We start from the raw sequence: 20,091 nt of genomic DNA, 5'->3' as shown, positions 1-20,091 counted from the left end.
TTCATTTTCATTTTTTGAAAGGAGCAATAGTATGGCTAAGGATTTGATAAAGTGGTCGCAGTTGCCATCCATTTCTTCCATGCAGGAGGAAATGAATCGGATGTTTGACCGGTTTTTCAGAGGAGGAGAGTTAACTGAATTTGGCATGGCGGGTACGTGGGTACCACCTATTGATTTATCGGAAACGGCTGATAAAGTTACCGTGAAGGCAGAAATCCCTGGTATGGACCCGAAGGAAATTGACATTTCGATCCAGGGAGATACCCTCATTATTAAGGGTGAAAAGAAGGAAGAAAAAGAGGAAAAGGGAAAAAATTACTATCGCATGGAAAGACGCTATGGCAGTTTCTCACGTTCCATAGACCTCCCTACCTCTGTGGATACAAACAAAATAGCAGCAGAGTGCAAAAACGGTGTGCTCGAGATTACCATGCAAAAGAAAGAAGAAGTAAAACCAAAACAGATTTCGGTAAAGGTTGGTTAAGATAAAGGCGAACAGGGCAGGTACTCTCTGTGCATGAAAACAGTATACCTGCCCTTTCTCGTTACTGTTTATGTAGTCACCATTCCCCAACTACCGCAATCTCAGTTTCCAAAGTATACCCTGATTTCCGTTTCACTTCCTCCTGCACATACTGAATTAACTGCAGGACATCGGCAGACCTGGCATTGCCCGTATTGATGATAAAGTTTGCATGCTTCCCCGATACCTCCGCTCCACCAATACGTGTACCCTTAAGCCCGGCCTGCTCTATCAACCTTCCAGCCCCAATACCTTTCATTTTTTTAAACACCGAACCACAGCTTGGATATTCTGCTAGTTGCGGCTGCTTCGCATTACGCCAGGCCATATTTGCATCCGTCACCGCCAGTATTTCTTCTTTCTGCTTTGAACTGAGTTGAAACGTGACATCAAGCACAATGTCTTTCCGTTTCTGCAAGATACTCTTGTCATAATCAAACTGAAAGTAATCAACCCCGACCGTACAAAACCGCTCATCTTCTGTGAGAATACGGCTCGTTTGAACTATTTCCCCGATAAACACCGTCCGTTGCCGGTCGGGTGACAAAAAGTGTAGGTTCTGCCACATAGCCCCGCCAACGGTACTTGGAATACCGGCAAAGTGTTCAAATCCGGATAATCCACGGTCGCAACATTGCACTATAAGATCGGCAATAATTGCGCCACTTTCGGCTACCACTTTGCCATCATCGGAGAAGGTGACTTTATCTGCTAAATTACGAATCACCAATCCCCGAAACCCCTTGTCCGTAACCAGAATATTAGCCCCGCAACCGAGCAAAAAAAAGGAGATACCATTACGGCGAGCCTCTGATAAGGCATGTATTAATTCGCTAATCGTATGAACTTCAACAAAAAAATCGGCTGGTCCACCTATCTTGTATGTAGTAAATGGAGCCAGGAGTTTATTCTTTTCCAGATTTGAAATATTCAGAGGCATAGTGTAGGAAACAGTTGGCAGCAAACAGAGTGGGTAAAATGGACAATTTCACCCTATTTCATGAGATTTATTCCCCACTTTATTGGCTAAAAAGCGACAAAACAAGTGCAAAAAATGGCAATTTATAACAGTTTTTACCCACTTTTGAAGCAAAAAAGTTCAGTTGACCCACTCTGTTCGTTTAACCCACCCTGCTCAACTATCGATGTGTTCAGTGATTTCTAACGATCTCAATCGCTACACCCATTTCCATATTGCCCGCTATATATGATACCGTGCCTGTATGGTCAGGACAGTAACAGTATCCGCCCGGGATAGGCCATTCGATACACGGACACCGCGGGTCAACCCTCGGGTCGAAGTTTATATAACACCATGTCGGTTTTGTTGTGGCACCCAGACCCACACCATGAACCATTTGCTGAAAATTAGTTTCTTTGCTACCGTCTTCGCTCACGGTATATAAGGATTCTGTGACTACATAGATAACCACAACAAGCACCAAACTAAGGAGAATTCCTAAAAGGATAAACGACTTTTGATTCATTATTTTAACCATGAAATGTATTTTATCGTATTTACCGTAGAAAAACTTCTTTTGGACAAGTGTTTTACAACCCCCTTCGCCCCTGCATTTTACTTCTCACCGTGAATTCTATCCAGGATATCACGCAGGGACAGGATAGAATTTTCTGCTGCTTCCAACCGTTCCTGCAGATCCAGAATCGCCTCTTCGGTAACAAATGCGCTGCTGCCATAGCCCATGGTGCTCACGGCATGGAGAATATCGAGGGTACTCACAACGCCGATAACCTGCTCCTTATCCTGAATGATGACCCTGTGGATTTTTTTATCATGCATGATCTTCGCAAGACGGTCTATCGTATCATTGGCCTGTGCAGTAATGACACGGGATGTCATGATGTCTTTTACAAAGGTCTTTCCAAAGGTTTTTGTCTTTAATAGCTTATCCAGTTCCTTTTTCAATTTCCCATTGGTGTCGCTATAAAACGATTTCTTCGTGGCGCCTCCTCGCTTTTTACTTGTCTTTTCGTCATATTCAACAATATCTGTCTTCGAAACAACCCCGACCAGCTTTCTCTTTTTATCCACAACCGGTGCCCCATTTATATGATTTTTGACGAGTATTTTTATAAGATCATTGATAGGGGTTTCCGGATGAACACAAACTACCTTTTCTGCCATTAAATCTTTCGCTACAAATTTGTAAGTAGCCACAATCGTTCCTCCCATACGTAAGAAAAATGTCTGAAATCAGTAACTATTTCTGGTTAATTCCTACCACGTATACATTGTCTCTCTTATTCCCCCATATCCCCAGCAATAAATAATCAGTACCACTTTTCTGTTTATTCCATTTTTTACCATCGTAATAAAGTATCGTGCCATTATCACCAATGGTGAAGATAGTATTGCCATCAATAGCCCATATTCTCCTCAACCAGTTATCCGTACCACTTCTCTGCCTCGTCCATTGAATCCCATCATAATGAAGTATCAAGCCATCAGCACCCACAACAAAAACATTGTTTGCATCAGGGACACAAACACTCATAAGCCTTTTGTTTGTATTGAGCATTATCTTTTTCCATTCTTTTCCATCATAACGAAGCACGGTACCGTAATCTCCGACAGCATACACATTATCAGTACTATTCCCTTTGACACTATAAAGCCAATCGATGGTACCGCTCTCCTGCTCTATCCATTTTTTCCCATTATAATGTAATATCTTTCCCAAGGCACCCACAATAAATAGATATTTTGCATGCAAACCCCAGGTGCTGCTAAACCAACTCGTTGTCATCATATTGTATTTTTTCCATTCAGTACCGTTGTAATGAAGAATTGTGCCATTATCTCCGGAGATATAGACATTTTTGGGGCTGATACCCCAAATTCTGTTTAACCGGGAAGTTACATATGTTTCCTGTTTTATCCAGGAATTACCGTTATAATGGAGTACAATACCATTATCCCCGGCGGCAAAAATATCGCTGGAATCGAATCCATAAATACTATTCAGCCAAATGCTGTATGCATTATAAACGCAATTCCATGTCTTCCCATCATAGTGTAATACAATACTATCGCTTTTCTTGTGTGTTACCGCCTGTGCTTCTAAACCCCATTCGTATTTTATCGATTGTTCTTCTAAACCCCATTCTATTTTTGATGTTTCATCTTCTAATTTCCACTCATCAGCCGCAAAGATTATGTTGATGGAAGAAATTAGTTGCATCCCGAAAATAATGCCAAGAAAAAGATATACAATTCTCATGTTATTGAATTTTATCATCCTCTTTTTTACACAACCTTTGTAATAGTGTATAAACATTTTTCAATGATTTCTTGTCATCAGGATGCCGGGAGAGATATTCATTCAGATATTGAAATGCCTCCTCGTAATTCTTCCTTGCAATGTAATTATCCAAAAGTAAAATAACGGGACGATTATCATCAGGATTGCACATCAGAGCACTTTGACAGTTTTTACAAGACTCCTCATATTTCATATCATAATTCGCATTCCGGGCTTTATATAAAAATATCTCGGCAATCAGTTCCTCGTCCCTCATGACCTTCTTTTGAGGATTGTACTTGTCCATTTTCTTTACAATACCATCGCTATGAGTATGTTCAAAATACTGTATTTGCCCATTAGACACCATCATATTATAAATATGTCCCGGAACAAAGACGTTCTTTATATCAATACCAAAGCGCCGGCATAGTATGGTAAACCGTATTGCATAGGAGAGACAGTTCCCCACCTTGAGATTGAAGGTGTCTCTGATATCATAGCAATCATTATATACCCCTTCATTAACATTTTTTTGCAGCCAATCAAACATTTTCCCGGCCTTTGCTAAAGGATCGCTGGTTTTGTCAATATCTGTGTCATGGCTGATCCGTGAGATAAGGAGATCGATCTTCGTCAGATAAGTCCGCATCTTTTTCTCGGTATCGACACCCGATGCAATAAGGCATGCCCGTTCAAGTGACATGTCTAAACGTCCGTCTCCCAAATCGTAGAATAAGGATAATTCTAAGGCGTTGGTATCTCTTTTGATAACAGATTCTGTATGCAGTGTGGTATGGCAACCCGCGAGGAGGAGGAAAACAACGATGCAAGATTCTTTGATCGATAGAAAATAGTTCACGGATACCTTAATCTGGACAAGCTGGAACCAAGCAGATTTTCATAAAAAATTGATGTTTTACCCGAAGTTTGAACAAGTACAATGAAAATTTTTTTGCCAAAAATGCCAAATCACTTTTGCTAAGCTCCTATTTTGGCATTAATTTCAGCAAGGAGCCTTTCCTGCGTAAATGGTTTTTCCAGAAAGACCAACCTCGGGTCTATTTCGAAAATTGTCTTATACGACCGCGGCGAAAAACTGCTTGCGATAATGACAGGAATGTTCGCGTACACAGGATTCGATTTTAGTTGCTTCAGGAAGGCATCGCCTGTGAGTTGGTCCAATAGCAAATCCAGGATAATGAGGTCTGGCTTATCTTCATCTATTTTTCCAAGCGCATCCTTTCCATCGATGGCGCGAAGGACGATATAATCCGTGCCTTCGAACATCATCGTATAAAAAAAGAAAAACTCATCTTCATCTTCTATTATGAGTATTTTTTTGCCCAAGTCCAACTCCTTTTTTATTTACGACACATCTCATATTCATGAAGCATGTTGTTATGCTATCGGTAAGGTAAATTTAAATGTTGCTCCTTTGCCGGTGCCTTCACTTTCTGCCCAGAGATTCCCTTTGTGTGCCTCTACGATATTTTTGCATATTGCAAGGCCAACCCCTGCGCCATCCGTTCTTGGACGTTCCTGAAAAAACCTTTCAAATAATTTTCCAAACATGTCTCTCGGCAAACCAATGCCAATTCCTGTATCTTTTACGGCAAATTCTATGAAGGCATCCCTTTGTTCTAAAAAAACGTGAATTTCTCCTTTTTCCGTGTATTTTATCGCATTATCTATAAGATTGGTAACTACACGCTGAATCTCGTCTTTATCGCCAATTACAGCGGGTAATCCCTGGTTCACATGATTTATCAAAGCCAATCCCTTTTTTTCAGTCAACAATCTCATACCGGCGGTTATTTGTAAAACCAATTCGTCCATCTGAATGGATTCTTTCTTGAAAACTAACCTACCCGATTCCAAAACAGAGAGATCAAGGATATTCCCGATTGTCTTTCGCAACCGCTGCAAACTGTTACTAATTATCTTGCCAAATTTTTCTTCCTTTGAGCGATCAATATGCGCTTTTTTGACTTCCATGGACCACAGATCAATTGCCATTTGTACTTGTGCAACGGGCGATTTCAATTCATGAGACACATCCCGAATCATCTTATCCTTCATCTGATCAAGCGTCAATAATTCTTTATATGCCTTTTCCAAATTGCTGCTTTGTTTTTCCAGTTCTTGATTCATACGGGTCAGGTCTTTTGTCCTCTCCTCCACAGTCCTTTCCAGGTTGGCTGTGTATTCCTTAAGTATTTGTGTTTTTTCTTCCAAGAAACTGGCCATCTTATTGAAAGAATTTGAAAGCTCTCCAATTTCGTCATTGGAGGTGATTTTCACCCGTTTGCTGTAATCACCTTCTGAAATGCTTTTTGTCACCTCGGTAAGGTACAAAATAGGATCTGATATCTTTTTCCCGAAGAAGAATGCAAAGGAGATGACCGCAAGTGTTACCAATATTATGATCGGAGCAACGATAGTATGCAGTCTTTCCACCGGGCCGTATCCTTCATTTACATCAATTTCCGCAATAATACCCCAGTCCAGTTCTGGTATCCATTGCCAAAAGCCCAGCACCTTTATTCCCCGATAGTCTGTATAGCCCTCTGCATCATGACCTTTTTTACCTTTTATACACTCTTCAGCGCTTCTTGTGAGTTCTTTTGTCCTGGGGTCTAACACCTGAAGTTCAAGTGTTGTTCTTTGCTGGACAAATCCTGCATCCTTGAGGTATTTTAAATACTTGGATTCAGAGATCATATAGCCGTCCTTGTTTATCAAATACGTCTCCCCCGTTTCCCCCAGGCGAACACTTCGCATTAATTTACTGATTTCCATCACACCTACCCTGAGACATACTGCACCGATGACTTTGTGTTCATAAACCACCGGGGTAGAAATATAAAGGGTTGGCAAGCCATGCTCCAGCTTTCCATATTCATTTTCCAAGGGAATTACCGAAGGCATAATTGGTGAAACAAACGTAACACCGCTTATTGCCATTTGGAAAAACTCGAATCCGGCCAGATTGGTAATCACCTTTCCCGTTGAGGTGGTTATTTTTAAATCCCCGAACCGGTCACAGATGAAGATTTCCTTATACCCGTAAGCCTCCCGGAGGGTGTTTAAATGGTGCAATAGTCTATAAAAATTTTCACTCCCCTCGGATTTGTAAATTACTCCCGGCACGTTTGGATTTTCGGCAACGATCCGGGCATCGGCCTTCCTTTCCTCTATCCATCGTACAATAAGTTCTGCCTGCTTGTGCCCAACCCCCTCGAGGTTTTGTATTAATGCGTCCTGCAAGGCCTTTTTTTCCGTAGGATAAATAAATACCCTCATAATAAAGATGGGAAACACGGAAAGGAGGATTGAGGAAATGATAATCTTCGTTTTTATGGATTTATAGGGGGGGATGTGAAACTTACTGAAAATAGTGGGGAAGAAATTTTTCCGGCTTAGGTATTTTTGCAGGACCTCTTTTAAAATGATATTCATGAATAGACTTACAGATTCCAGAAACTTCTCATGCTATTTGAATCTATTTCTTACAAAAGAAGGGATGTTTTTCATGTATTGATCAATCAGTTCACAGGTAATTTCGGCAATACCCTTCTGAATAGCAAAATCTTCAATTGATTTCTTTGCCCTGCCTCTGACAAATATCGGCGCCTTTTCCAGTCGTTGCCTTGCCGCCTCCGTCCATCCCGGTGTTACTGGAGCCTCTTTTTTTCCCGGCCCCCCTGCTGTCTTAAGATATGCCTGAAATTTGGTAATAATACCTTCATTCTTGTTTATTCGTTCACCAAGAAATGCCTTAATGTTATCAATGACCTCTTTTTTCCGTGCATTCTTTAACTTCTCTTTGGCCTTGTCCCATGCATCCATCCTGAGTTCATCAAATCCAATATTCCTGATGCGCTTTGATGCAAGCTGCATGGATTCATCCCGTATTTCAGAAAGAAATTTTGAGGTAATTTCCTTGTAACCATGCTGTCGTGCCTTTTTTTGCATGAGCTTGTAAATGCCCGGACGGACAAAGTCCGGCGCATTTCGCACCCGTTTCCAGGCCTCTTCGGTCCAGGGAATTTCTTCATTTTGCAATGGCTCACCCCCACCCTTACCCTCACCCATCAAAAAGGGTGGGTGTTGCGCTGTTTCAGCGTTTTTCATGGGGAATGCCGTCTTCCTATTCGACATCATTTCCTCACGCGCTGCTCTCATTACATCTACCGTTACTTCCGGATACCGCTTGTTTGCTGCAAAACGTTCCACACCTTGAATAACCATGCCTCGCCCAAAAGAAGGGATCTGTTTCAGGATACCCCGTGCCTCAATACTCCATGTCATAGTAAAATTCTCTTCTATACCAAAGGTTTCGGATGTTGCCAATCGGATGACCTTGTTTCCATATTTTCCGGGGGTATAGTCGCACCATGCATCCTCGTCCATCTGATTTCCCGTGGCAGCCAATGCCCGCGCACGGCATCCTTTGCAGATATGTTGAAATTCACACACACCACACCTGCCATGGAGATTAGCATCCCGCAAGGTCTGAAAATCTGCGGCGCCTTTCCAGATTTCTCCAAAGCTTTTTTCTCTCACATTCCCGGAAATATTTGGCATGTATGGACACGGCGTAACGTTTCCTTCCGGAGTAATCCTGCAATAGTGAGTGCCGGCCGGACAACCGCCTGCATAGGTCCGAATAAGCGGAGAGGTAGTATCGTGTTCATACACAATCCTTCGGTAGTGCGGCGCACACTTTGCTCCCACCATCATCTTCCCCTGATATTTCTTTTGGACCTCATACAGTTGGTGCAACGCCTGATCATACTGCTGTGATGTAATATCCGTCAGTTCTTGCCCTTTCCCGGTACACACCAAAAAGAATAAATTAAAGACCTTAGCGCCGAGATTGTAAGAAAATTCAATAATATCAGGGATTTCATGAAAATTTTCCCTGGTAACTGTAGTCTGTATTTGAAATTCGATACCCTGTCTGCGGCATGCCTCAATCCCGTTCAGGGTGTCATCCCAGGAGCCCGAAAGTCCCCTGAATTTATCATGACTGTCAGGCACGATGGAGTCAAGGCTTATACCAATCCCCGCCACCCCGCTCTCTTTGAGTTTCTTCGCAATGTCATCATCGATCAAGTTACCATTTGTTCCCAGTACGATCATCATCCCTTTTTGAGAGGCGTAAGAGGCAAGTTCGTAAATGTCTTTTCGTAATAAAGGCTCACCACCGGTAAGGATCAGCAACTGATTGGGATTAAGCTCAGCCATTTGGTCAATGAGCCGAAATCCCTCTTGTGTCGTGAGTTCGCTGGCAGATTGCCTCGTTAATGCGTTTGTATCAAGATAACAGTGGCTGCAGCGCAGATTGCACCGGTAAGTCGTGTTCCAGGAGATGGCGTAGGGTTTGTAATTCATGAATTCCTCAAAGACTGTTTACCACAGAGTTCACAGAGAAAAGACACAAAATAAATACTATTCACCGCAAAGGGCGAGGAAAACGCAGAGAAAACAAATGAGAAGAGAAAAATCCGCATAACAACCCCCGAAATCACCCTTTGTTAAGGAGAACTAAGGGGATTGTTTCTCCTCGTTCTCTGCACCCTCTGTGGTGAACCATTACTAAAAAAATGATATATAATTACGATGGAAAAAACAACAATTTTTATCCATATTAAAAATCGAAATTATAATCTGGTGGTGAAAAATTTTAAAAAAATGTTTGACAAAAGCACTGAAACTTTTTAAATTGTCTACTATTTATGTAGAATTTATATAAATAAATTGTTGCAATTTTTGATTACATTAGACACCTGAACGTCTTTGACAGAATCTTTAATGCTATTGGACAAGCTTTTTATATAATTAAAATTTTTTTTAAATTGTCTATAAATTTTGTAGATTTTATAGACTATGTATTAAAAGGAAGTTTCTAAAATGGAAGAAAACTTAACTAATAGTAAGAAAATTGATGAGGCAATCACAACTCAGATTCTCAAAGCGCTCAAGGGCATTCAATATGGTTACGTCCAGATTACTATCCAAGATTCTAAAGTAGTCCAAATCGACAAGACGGAGAAGTTCAGGCTAGATGGTCTAAAGTCGTCAAAACCGAAAGGATGTGATAACGGTTAGAAAACATTACAACAATCCGACAACGGGGGATAGAAGCTGAATTATTAAGAAAAATTTAAGGCTGACCAGTCAACTGGAAGCAGGAAAGATACAGGAGGAAAAATAATGAAAATTTTTCCAGTTTTCAGTTGGCTGATAATCAGCCTTTTGTTTTCAACAACTTCATCTCGCGCAGAAGAAACTCGTGTAGATGACTTACTCGACCTTCTTCAAGAAAAGAAGTTGATTACACCAGAAGAGGGTGCAGGGTTGAGGGATGATCTGGCAATAAAGGAATCTGAACAACGGTTGGAAAAATTGGAACGGCATATCGAGGCACTTGAGCGGCGGCTGGAAGCATCCGAGCGGGAAAACGCACGACTCCGCGCCGAAAAACCCGCAATCGTACCGGCTAGTTCGCAGTCGGACCTCACAGCATTGGATCAAAAGGTGAAGGTTCTGGAGCAAAGGTTGGCACTGGGAGAAGAATTTGCGGCGGAAACTGCCAAAAAAGCACCGAAATTTGAAGCGGGCAGCGCCGGACTCCGGTTCAGTTCAGCCGATGGCGCACACGTCTTGAATTTGCGCGGTTCAGTGCAAACCGATGGCAAATTCTTCATGGACGATAAAGATACGGATAAAAATCCGCAAGCGGGCAGCAATCTGACGGACAGGTTCGAACTTAAGCAAGCCCGTCTCCGGCTTGAAGGCACGCTGTTTAGATACTTCGACTTCAAGATTATGCCTGATTTCGGCGGTAACAGCGGTACTCGTTTGTACGATGCCTATATTGACACCCACTATTTCTCATTCGCCAGCCTCAATGTCGGAAAGCAAAAGCCGCCCATCATTCTGGAGCGTTTACAGGGTGATAACGATTTTACCTTCTTAGAGCGGGCTTACCCCACGTACCTCGGACCAAACCGTGATGTTGGCATCGTGCTGCACGGAGAGTTCGCCAGGCCGGGCTATAAAACGCAGTATACCGGCAGCCATGTGAACTTTAAAAATTTATTCAGTTATCAACTTGGGGTTTTCAACGGCGTTGGCGACAACGGACCTCTCGACCAACAAACGGATTTTGACGACAACAAGGAGTTTAACGGCCGCATATGGGCACATCCCTTCCAGTACAGCGGCATCTCTCTGTTCGATGGTTTGGGTATCGGCGTGGGCAGCAGTTGGGGACAACCACATACGAGAAGGCTGACAAATTTACCCAGCCCGAATGGCCAAAATACGATTGTCGATTATTCGAAACTGGGAAGCGGTGTTACCTCACTTACCGCCGATGGCGGCGATCACACCCGCGTTTCCCCGCAAGCCTACTGGTACTATGGGCCCTTTGGATTGTTGGGCGAATACGTGGTGTCGTCGCAGGAATTGTTGGGCACGAATGCCAGCGGCCAGAGCTCCATTCGACAAGACAATACCGCCTGGCAGGTGCAAGCCTCCTATGTGGTAACCGGAGAGGACAATACCTTCCAGAGCGTAACTCCCCGCAAAAACTTCGATCCGTGGAATGGGGAATGGGGCGCTCTGCAACTTTCAGCGCGTTGGACCGAGCTGGACATCGATGATGATACTTTTGCATTCCTGGATCCTGACAAGTCGGTGAACCATGCGTCTACCTGGACTATAGGCGCAAACTGGTTCCTCAACAAGGCTACGCGGCTCATGGCCAACTATGAGGAAACTTACTTTGATGGCGGTGCTGCGAATGGAGACGATCGTCAGACGGAAAAAGTATTCTCCACCCGCCTTCAGTTGTCGTTTTAATACAGATTTTTTAAGGAGAAGAGAGAAATGAAAGGATTAATTCGTGGTTTGTCGTTAATCAGTATTTTGTTCCTGAGCCATGCTATGGTATCGGCTCAGGAAAAAGAACCCGCAGGCGCTGTGGAGGAAGAACTCGAAGGCACAATTACCTTATCGGGAGCGTGGGCGATTTATCCAACGGCAGTAGCGTGGAGCGAGGCATTCCAGAAATTACACCCAAAGGTAAAAATTGATGTCTCGGCAGGCGGGGCAGGCAAGGGCGCATCTGATGCCATTGCGGGTCTTGTGGATATCGGGATGGTCTCACGGGACCCCGATCCTGCAGAGATTAAAAAGGGTGTTCTCCCCATATACATCCTGCACGATGCGGTATTCCCTGTGGTAAGTGAGAAAAATCCGGCGCTTGGTGAACTTTTAAAAAAAGCGTGGTTTGCTTTTCTTGTACGTTTCTTTCTCGACGTGCTCTGGGGAGTCCCTTCCATCGTTTACGGGACATTGGCCTAAATCATTTTCTATTTCCCCCATTCCTTCCTCTTCCATCCCAGTGACATATCCGTGTATTCCCCATGTTTCCAAAAGGGATAGGCGGTGTGTTTGATGCCTAATTTCTCCTCGATTGCAGCAAAGCGTTTGAGTTTGCTGGCTTCATCCTTGATCTGTACCAGCCAGCGATCCTGTGCCCATTCCCAATAGCCATAGATGGGGCTGTAATAGGCGTTGTGGGCCTTGGCCTTATAAATAGCGCCAATGATGTCAACGAGCATTTCATAAGTTAATCTCTCTATATTGGAGACATTATATTTTCGCATCTCTCCCTTTCCTGGTAACAGACTGAAGATATTGTGACCTCTGGAATCGGGGGCAAGGTCGCTGGGCATGGGATCGATGAGGCTATCACTATACAATGCCATGAGAATAACCATTGCCTCTCGGTATTTGGTAAAACTGAGCTTTACCGCCTCGTCCATGGCCTCTAAATGGTCTCTGGCGAATCGCGGGGAATGGCAACCTTTACAGGTATTGATCCATGCATCCCGCGCCTCCTTGTATCGATAAGCACCACGATCTACTAACGAGGTGCCCATAGAGGTGTAAACCGTTGACATCCTGGTAACATTGTGTTCGCCTTCGGGCATGTGGCAATATGCACAGGTCGGAACTACGTAGTTTTTGGCGTTGAGAGGCTTCGTCCAATCCCAGGTCTGTCCTTCTCCCTGATAAACCATACCGTGATATGACTGCATGTACATTTCATACTCATATTGTTCAGGACCAGAATGGCACACCCCACAACTGGCAGGCTTCCTTGCCTCAGTCGCTGAGAACCGATGTCGGGTATGGCACCCATCACATCGGTTTTCAACAATGGCGTGACATGCAAGACAGGCGGTTGTCTCTTCAGCAGGTTTCTCCATCTGACATCCCTGATCTATCAACTCCAGATGATAGGCATGAGCATGTGAGCCCCGATCTCCCTCCCGGTGCCCCTTGAGTTGTTTCTCATGGCATTCGCCGCAGAGGGTATAAGCGGGCATCACAAGCTTTTCGTGATTCTTTCCGTGACACCGGTCACAACCAATTGCCTCTTTCCCTTCTGGAGGAGTTCCATGTTTACTCTGTTTCCATTGGGTCACGATGCCAGGATTTTCCAGTAAATGGCAGGTGACGCATTGTTCGCTGGTAAATTCTCCCGTTATTGTACTGCCAGGATGAAAGTTTTCGTCGTTAAAATAATATGCCGGGTCATACCATCGTATTATGGGTAAGAATGTATAGAGTTGCCCGAACTTTCCCTTTCCCGGGAAGAGTTTTTTTGGACCCGTGTAATAGCTTGCAAGTCCACCTGCATTGTAAACGTCTCCTGAATCGTCTGGTCCAACCTTTTCCCCTAGGAGTTCTGCCATTTCATGTCTGAATCTCATGTTGCCTAGTATGCGCCGTGGTGTGGCAGTCGTTTTGGCTATGGGCGTTTCAGCGACTTGAGAATTGACATCCTTTAATTCCTGGGCAAAAGAACAAGGTAACATGTGGTGAATAAAAGACATACTAATAAAAAAGGCGGCAAGAAAAAACTGGTTTGTAGTACGATAGAGTTTGTTCATATTTTGATTTCTCCTCTGATATGAAGCTATGGTAGCCGCACCATTTCCGAATGTAAAATCATGTCCTCTACTTACGATCGGGGAAAACAGGTATAAAGCCTGCGACTAGCAAAAAACCAATATTTTCATGATTTCAGGGCGCCGCTTTAGCGGCATGATGAATGTGATAAAAATTTGTCAAGTATTTACTTGAGCACAGTTTTCATTTGAGAAATCAATCTCCTTACCTCTTCAATGGCCGCATCCCTCGTTGTGAGGTTGCCATCGAGTTGCTCATCCTCAATTTTTGTCAAAATATCTTTAAACAGAGGGCCTGGTTTTAATCCCATGATGATGAGGTCGTGACCGGTAATCAATGGTTTGGGTTTGACCTCTTCGTGACTCAGTTTACTGAACATCTCCTGACAGTAATGATAGTCCGATAGGTCGCCGCAACTTGCAAGAGCATCAATTCTGCATAACTCTGCTAGTTCCGGATAGCCTTCGTTTGCAAACAGCCTCTTCAGTTTGTTCAGTCGCATCTTTTGGGCATCCTTAAAATAGAGATGTTTCAGGACAAGCCAGACAATCCGCTCCTTTTCAGCGTTCGAAGTCTTGATCCGGTCACAGATCCTTGCCGCCATATCCGCACCCACCTTTTCATGCAGATTGAACCGAATCCGATCCAACTCCTCAAAGGTGACAGTTTTACCGATATCGTGTAATAATACTCCCATAGCTAAGGTAAATGATGGTTTCTCCATTCCCTGTCCAGAGACAGGGGAAAGCTTGGATAGGCACAAGAGGGTATGTACAAAGACGTCTCCTTCAGGATGAAAATTTTCGGGCTGTCGCACGCCTTTCATGTTGGATACCTCTGGCAGTACCTCTTGCAAAAGATGGAGTTCATCCAACAGTTGAATACCAATATGCGGATTTGGTCCGGTTAGTATCTTTTCCAGCTCTTCCCGTATGCGTTCGGCGCTGACTACATGAATATTCTTTGCGAGTTGAATAATCGCCTGTTTTGTATCAGGATGGATAGGGAAATGAAAGCGGCATGCAAAGCGGGCAGCCCGTATCATACGCAGCTTGTCTTCAGTGAATCGTTCGACGGGATTTCCAATAGTTCTGATAATCCCCTGAGAAATATCCTCGCGTCCACCAACGTGATCAAGTATCTCATTCTTTATAGGGTCATAAAGTAGACCATTAATGGTGAAGTCTCTTCGCTTTACATCGTCTTCTGGGGTACAAAAGGCTACATAATCAGGATGACGTCCGTCGCTGTATGAGCCTTCCGCGCGGAAGGTGGCCACCTCGAAGTTGTGACTATTTTTAACAACAATAACCACGCCGAACTGTACACCAACAGGAATGGTCTTCTCAAAAAGTTTCATGACATCCTGGGGAAGGGCATTGGTGGCGATGTCATAATCGGCAGTTTCCTTCCCTATGATCATGTCGCGAACACAACCGCCTGCAAAAAAGGCTTTATAGCCGTGTTCTTGCAAGGTTTTTACAATTTCTATAGCGTTTTGTTTAACGGTCATGGATGATTGCGGATTGCTGAGCGCTTACAAAAAATTTATCTCCCCATTCGTAACAAACCCAGATGCGGTTCCTTAAAAGAGTAAAGGTTGTGGACGGCCCCTTCCGTTTGGGCTGATGGTGACCGCATTTCAAACCGGAGTGTACCTTCATAGAGTCCGTTATGAAGTTCTTGAATGTTTCTGAGCCCAAGCTCCTGCAATGAATGGAGTAAGCTTTGCATCAGGTATTGAACCAGATGGATGGCTGACCCCTTATCTACAACCGTACCGGTAACACCCTGCGCAACTTTTATCCGGTCTTCGACAGAGAGATACCTTTTTCCTCCTCCTTTTTCCATAGCCTCATGAGACGCCATGCCCCGATATTTTTTCACACGAACCCCACCTTCGTAAAAATATTCACCGGGGGATTCACTGGTACCGGCAAGCAAGCCTCCCATCATAACCGTGCTGGCGCCCAGGGATAACGCCTTTACAATGTGCCCAATATTGGCTATGCCACCGTCCGCAATAACAGGGATATTGGCGTATTCTTTAGAGAATTTTGCGGTATGGTACACAGCCGAGCCCTGAGCCCTTCCCACAGCAAGGGTATCCTGTGTAATACAGATAGAACCGCTGCCCATACCAATACGAAGGGCATCGACGCCTGCATCAATTAATGATTTGCACTGTTTGGCGGTGACGACATTTCCTCCTACCACATCGAGCTGCGGGTATTTTTGCTTGATGTATTTGATCGTGTTAATTTGAAAAACAGAATCACCCTGTGAGGAATCAATCACGATAATATCGACGCCTGCCTTCACCAGTTCTGCCAGCCGTTCTTTATCATCCTCCCGTGTAGAAAGCGCTGCCCCAACGAGGAGTTGTTTATCCTTGTTTTTCGAAGCAAAGGGGAAGTCCTCATTCTTCAGTAAATCGGTGCGACTCATGAGAGATACGAGACGGCCTTTTTTATCAACAAGGGGAAGTTTTCCCTTCTTGCTTTCTTTCAGTATCCTGTTTCCCTCGGCAAGAGAAATCCCGGCTGGCGCGGTAACCAATTGGGTGGTCATTACCTCTTTTAATTTTTTGGTTCGATTTTCCTCAAAATCAATATCCCTCTTGGTTACGATACCAATAAGTTTCGAGTTTAATGTGCCATCTTCAGTAATTGGGATACCTGAAAAGCCATAGGTTTCTTTGAGGGTATCGACATCCCGGATGGTGTGGTTTGGGCTGAGGACTACAGGTTCTGTAATAAATCCATTCTCGAATCTTTTAACCCTTCGCACCTCCTTCACCTGTTCCTCGATGCTGTTGTTGTAATGAATGATACCGATACCTCCAAGCATGGCCATGCTGATAGCCATCCTTGATTCAGTTACGGTATCCATGGGAGAGCTAACCACGGGCCTTTTGATCTTTATGTTACGGGTTAGGTTGGTCTCAAGACCAATCTTGTCGAGAGTAAAATCAATATGACCAGGCAGTAGGATAAAATCATTATAGGTGATACCTCCTTCACGCTCAAAAAATGTTTTAGCGTCCAATCCGTTGGGTGACATAAGAATTATTTATTACCTCCGATAATTGTTAGTACTACACTGCAAATATTTATTTGTAAGTATTTATATTAAAGATGCTTAGGGAATTTCATTTGCATGTTAAGCTTGGGATGGATTTAAAGTAGTAAGTTATTACTTTGAGTTGTGAATTTGTAATTTTCAATTTCCAACTTTCAACTCTATATCATCCTTAAATTTAAAAGATTTACGAAATAATTATAACATCATATAGTAATCAACAAAGCCATAAACCGCCTGAATTGTCTAGTAAAATCAAGGGTTTCAGGCATTAGACACATTTCTGATTTCTCCAACTGTGACTAAATCGTGACCTGAATTTTCCAAAACTGCAATCCCCGCCCTTAAACTTTCCTGGCAATGATGTGCATAACGCTGTGTCATGGCAATGTTGACATGGCCTAATAGTTTTGAAATAGTATACAGGTCAACCCCTCTTTGTGCAAGCCGTGTGGCAAAGGTGTGTCTGAGGTCATGAAAATGGAAGTCATCAAGCCCCGCCTTCTTTCTAGCGATGATAAAATTCTCCAACACCCAGCTTTTACCGATTTTTTTGCCTATAGTATTCGTAAATACCAGGTCTGTCTTTAAATTCCTTATCCGTGCCTTTTCTTCCAGAATACCCATTGCAACACTGGTTAAAGGGATAGTCCTTGCCCTTCCGTTTTTTGACTTCTGGATAACAATTGTCCTTTGCAGAAGGTTTGCCCTGTCCCATGTCAATGAAAGCAATTCGTCTTGTCTTAAACCTGTGTGTAGGGCCAATAACACAATTTCCCGCAACCATTCAGGCATATTCTCCAATAACCGCCGTTCGTCTTCTATAGATAACCACCTGTCACGATGGTTATTTTCCCTGTCTCTGGAAACCTTACTAACTGAGTTTTCCTTCAACCATTCCCATTCCCGGATAGCAACGTTAAACATCTTTGAAAACATCGCCCGTTCTAAATTAAACGTGCCCGGTTTAATCCCCCTGCTGTACCTCATGGCTTTATATTCTGCTATCCTTTTTGGTGTGATCGAAGTCAACTTCATATTGCCAAAAAAAGGCAATGCATGCCCCAGGGTTGTCTTGTAATGCATTTGCGTCCTTTTCGAGTTCTTCGGCGCATACTCTAACATGAAGCGGTCTGCCATGTCTTGAAACGTTTTTTCTTCCCCTTCGCATCGGTCGAAATATTTTCCCTCAATTAATTCCGTCCTTAACTTGGCTTCAATAGCCTTTGCAAGCTCTAATTTTGGTGTCCCTGTACTCCTCCTTATCCTTCTCCCTCCATACGTAATGGATACCCACCATACCCCGTCACGCTTAAACATTCTTCCCCCCTTTCCCGTGACCGGAAGGTGTCCTTTGGACTGTGTCTAAAATTATATATGCTTTAGCATACATCGGCAATAACCTTTTTAATGATTTTTTTATCATGGCCAGTATCACGCTTAAGGGAAGACATAAAATTATCAATATCATTCAGATCAAACAGGACACGCCTCCCCAGTTTAATGGAAGGAATGCGTCCTAAGCTTGCCCATTCGTAAAGCGTTTTAACGGGCAAAGACGTATATTCAGAAACTTCTTTAATATTTGCGTACCGTTTCATTATTTCCCTGCAATGTTTATAAGTTTAAGTTCGACCGATTCACTATCTATCCTACAAACGATAGGTCTTTAGCCTTTGCCGTCATCATCAAAAGCAATTACCTGTCCTGTTCCGTAATTTGCGATGATGTATCCTTTCGCCGGTGATCCTTCCAAGACAAGTAACGATACCCGGTAAGATTCATCGTTATAACTATCCAGGGAAGATTCCAGCCATTTACGGTCGGGATTTAGTCCCCTGGCAACCAGTCTTTTTGCCTGTCCAATTAGTTGTTCCATATTTACCACCCTGAAAAATCTCAAAAATAAGTAGAATTTAGCGTTTTGATTACCTTCATTGACCTAGACTACGTTGAAGACATCCTGAAACGTTTTTAGAAGCCAAAAACATATCGTGAGATTGTGTTTTTTTGATATTTCTGATATTAGGGTTTCCCCCTTTTCTTCCAATTCCTGCACGTTTTGGATTTGTTCCAAATCGGTAGGGATGCAAATAACAAAGTCTATCCTCAAAAAGTAATTTCCCTGTGCACTCCCTAACCTCTTGTCGTGTCTCAACACAATCAAGGCAATGGGCTTTGATACGCCTCAATGGTGTTAAAGACTTGTTGTTCAATTTGCAAAATTCACTATCGCATGTAAAACTTTTTACGCTACCCATGCACCATTTACATTCAAGTCTGATTGCTATTGCTGGTGTCATTGCTTACCCCCCCCCCGACAAAAAAAATAAGCTTTTTCTTACAAGTCTCACGTCCTATTTTCTCAAACAAATCTCTTTTCTTTGATTCTATGGTGTCCAGAAGGTTGTTTAGCGTCATTGCCAGCGGTATGCCGATTAATTTTAAGCCGTTATCGCTCACCAATTTCAATTCCGGCATATATCTTTACCCTCCCAAACCCTGATTTGCTCTTTTATCAAAATGGCTTCATTCGCCAATAACTTTAGCTTGCACATTAATTCGAAATATCGAAGCCATAGAACGGTTAATTGCTCGGTCTTGCTTTCTTCAATTTTTATCATCGTGTACCTCCGTTGATTTGTTAAGATTATCGCTCAGGGCTTCAAGCGCCTGGCGTAGTTCCTTGTCCAAAATTTCTTTAACCTTTGCCCCATCAATCCTCCCCGCTGAGTTGATTTCACCGACTAAAAGGTCAGATATCCGATTTGGAATATTTAGCAAACCATCCCTGACCTGCCGTGCCGTTTCAAATGCTGCCTGCTTTACTTCGCCAGCATCAACAAGAATACCCTCTTGCTTTTTATAGTTAAGTTCCGCCTGCTTTGCCAACCAGATCATACGCTCGGTTCTTGCCCGCTCATAACCTTCACTGCTCTGCTTTTTCTCAGATAGATACTTTTCTCTCCAAGAAAAAACCTCATCAGGAACGAAAAGGAAGCCCTTACTTGTCCTTTCCGCAGGACAACCTTTTAAAATCCAGTCTCGGATTGTGGGCTGCGAAATCTGCAAAATTTTTGATAATTCCCTAAGATTCACTTGTTTTTTACTCGCCATAAATTCCCCCTAATCTGTAATGATTGTTATTTAGTAACCAAAACATAAACCCTAGATTAGCCCCTGGGACTGGATGAACTCTACGGTTGTTCCAAACCCGTACAAAAAAAG

Annotated in this window: 21 protein-coding genes; 4 read left to right on the top strand and 17 right to left on the bottom strand. The window is 43.2% G+C overall.

Annotation, left to right across the window (positions count from 1 at the left end; all coding sequences use genetic code 11):
* The first annotated feature begins 31 nt into the window (after positions 1-31).
* Positions 32-484 (top strand): Hsp20/alpha crystallin family protein, encoded by a 453-nt coding sequence (locus BROSI_RS11920; RefSeq protein WP_052564021.1) that lies wholly within the window; start codon positions 32-34, stop codon positions 482-484.
* Positions 485-560: 76 nt separating this feature from the next.
* On the opposite strand, the gene murB is transcribed toward BROSI_RS11920, so the two are convergent.
* The 8 genes from murB to BROSI_RS11880 all read right to left on the bottom strand — a co-directional run bounded on the left by murB (position 561) and on the right by BROSI_RS11880 (position 9,186).
* The gene (gene murB, locus BROSI_RS11915) at positions 561-1,463 is read right to left on the bottom strand and encodes a UDP-N-acetylmuramate dehydrogenase (protein ID WP_052565808.1); all 903 of its coding nucleotides are present in this window, start codon (positions 1,461-1,463) and stop codon (positions 561-563) included.
* Between the two features lie 211 nt (positions 1,464-1,674).
* A complete protein-coding gene (locus BROSI_RS11910) occupies positions 1,675-2,010 on the bottom strand; it encodes a hypothetical protein (protein ID WP_157842508.1) in 336 nt (111 codons plus the stop codon).
* 89 nt (positions 2,011-2,099) lie between these two features.
* Positions 2,100-2,702: a CBS domain-containing protein gene (locus BROSI_RS11905; RefSeq protein ID WP_162183244.1), complete on the bottom strand. Its 603-nt coding sequence runs from the start codon at positions 2,700-2,702 to the stop codon at positions 2,100-2,102.
* A gap of 43 nt (positions 2,703-2,745) precedes the next feature.
* The gene (locus BROSI_RS11900) at positions 2,746-3,765 is read right to left on the bottom strand and encodes a WD40/YVTN/BNR-like repeat-containing protein (protein ID WP_082059378.1); all 1,020 of its coding nucleotides are present in this window, start codon (positions 3,763-3,765) and stop codon (positions 2,746-2,748) included.
* A gap of 1 nt (position 3,766) precedes the next feature.
* Entirely contained in the window at positions 3,767-4,648 is an 882-nt protein-coding gene (locus tag BROSI_RS11895) for a transglutaminase-like domain-containing protein (RefSeq protein ID WP_052564017.1), read from the bottom strand.
* Between the two features lie 119 nt (positions 4,649-4,767).
* A complete protein-coding gene (locus tag BROSI_RS11890; protein ID WP_052564016.1) occupies positions 4,768-5,136 on the bottom strand; it encodes a response regulator in 369 nt (122 codons plus the stop codon).
* A gap of 51 nt (positions 5,137-5,187) precedes the next feature.
* Positions 5,188-7,248, bottom strand: a complete 2,061-nt coding sequence (locus tag BROSI_RS11885) for a HAMP domain-containing histidine kinase (RefSeq protein WP_052564015.1) — start codon at positions 7,246-7,248, stop codon at positions 5,188-5,190.
* Positions 7,249-7,281: 33 nt separating this feature from the next.
* A complete protein-coding gene (locus BROSI_RS11880) occupies positions 7,282-9,186 on the bottom strand; it encodes a radical SAM/SPASM domain-containing protein (protein ID WP_157842507.1) in 1,905 nt (634 codons plus the stop codon).
* 519 nt (positions 9,187-9,705) lie between these two features.
* Here BROSI_RS11880 and BROSI_RS11875 point away from each other — a divergent pair.
* The 3 genes from BROSI_RS11875 (at position 9,706) to BROSI_RS11865 (ending at position 12,165) form a co-directional block, all read left to right on the top strand.
* Positions 9,706-9,903, top strand: coding sequence for a YezD family protein (locus tag BROSI_RS11875; RefSeq protein ID WP_052564014.1), 198 nt, complete (start codon positions 9,706-9,708; stop codon positions 9,901-9,903).
* Positions 9,904-10,008: 105 nt separating this feature from the next.
* Positions 10,009-11,661: a porin gene (locus tag BROSI_RS11870; protein WP_052564013.1), complete on the top strand. Its 1,653-nt coding sequence runs from the start codon at positions 10,009-10,011 to the stop codon at positions 11,659-11,661.
* Between the two features lie 27 nt (positions 11,662-11,688).
* A complete protein-coding gene (locus BROSI_RS11865; RefSeq protein WP_052564012.1) occupies positions 11,689-12,165 on the top strand; it encodes a substrate-binding domain-containing protein in 477 nt (158 codons plus the stop codon).
* 8 nt (positions 12,166-12,173) lie between these two features.
* Here BROSI_RS11865 and BROSI_RS11860 read toward each other — a convergent pair whose 3' ends face one another.
* The 9 genes from BROSI_RS11860 to BROSI_RS11825 form a co-directional block, all read right to left on the bottom strand.
* The gene (locus tag BROSI_RS11860) at positions 12,174-13,763 is read right to left on the bottom strand and encodes a multiheme c-type cytochrome (protein ID WP_052564011.1); all 1,590 of its coding nucleotides are present in this window, start codon (positions 13,761-13,763) and stop codon (positions 12,174-12,176) included.
* A gap of 185 nt (positions 13,764-13,948) precedes the next feature.
* Complete coding sequence (locus BROSI_RS11855; RefSeq protein ID WP_052564010.1) at positions 13,949-15,295, bottom strand: CCA tRNA nucleotidyltransferase; 1,347 nt, start codon at positions 15,293-15,295, stop codon at positions 13,949-13,951.
* Positions 15,296-15,330: 35 nt separating this feature from the next.
* Positions 15,331-16,845 carry an IMP dehydrogenase gene (gene guaB / locus BROSI_RS11850; protein ID WP_052564009.1) on the bottom strand — a complete coding sequence of 505 codons (1,515 nt, stop codon included), beginning with the start codon at positions 16,843-16,845 and terminating at the stop codon, positions 15,331-15,333.
* A gap of 282 nt (positions 16,846-17,127) precedes the next feature.
* Positions 17,128-18,183 (bottom strand): tyrosine-type recombinase/integrase, encoded by a 1,056-nt coding sequence (locus BROSI_RS11845; protein WP_052564008.1) that lies wholly within the window; start codon positions 18,181-18,183, stop codon positions 17,128-17,130.
* Between the two features lie 62 nt (positions 18,184-18,245).
* Positions 18,246-18,464: a helix-turn-helix transcriptional regulator gene (locus BROSI_RS11840; protein ID WP_052564007.1), complete on the bottom strand. Its 219-nt coding sequence runs from the start codon at positions 18,462-18,464 to the stop codon at positions 18,246-18,248.
* A gap of 68 nt (positions 18,465-18,532) precedes the next feature.
* Positions 18,533-18,742 (bottom strand): hypothetical protein, encoded by a 210-nt coding sequence (locus BROSI_RS11835; protein WP_052564006.1) that lies wholly within the window; start codon positions 18,740-18,742, stop codon positions 18,533-18,535.
* 395 nt (positions 18,743-19,137) lie between these two features.
* Entirely contained in the window at positions 19,138-19,344 is a 207-nt protein-coding gene (locus BROSI_RS11830) for a hypothetical protein (RefSeq protein ID WP_052564005.1), read from the bottom strand.
* On the bottom strand, positions 19,332-19,487 hold the full coding sequence (locus tag BROSI_RS19910) for a hypothetical protein (RefSeq protein WP_157842506.1): 156 nt from the start codon (positions 19,485-19,487) through the stop codon (positions 19,332-19,334). The genes BROSI_RS11830 and BROSI_RS19910 overlap by 13 nt, the downstream gene beginning before the upstream one ends.
* Entirely contained in the window at positions 19,474-19,980 is a 507-nt protein-coding gene (locus tag BROSI_RS11825) for a hypothetical protein (protein WP_052564004.1), read from the bottom strand. Before BROSI_RS11825 ends, BROSI_RS19910 begins: the two co-directional genes overlap by 14 nt.
* Positions 19,981-20,091: the final 111 nt, after the last annotated feature.

The sequence above is a fragment of the Candidatus Brocadia sinica JPN1 genome (genome assembly GCF_000949635.1).
GTDB classification, from domain to species: domain Bacteria; phylum Planctomycetota; class Brocadiia; order Brocadiales; family Brocadiaceae; genus Brocadia; species Brocadia sinica.
This window is presented reverse-complemented; position numbering and strand designations above follow the sequence as displayed.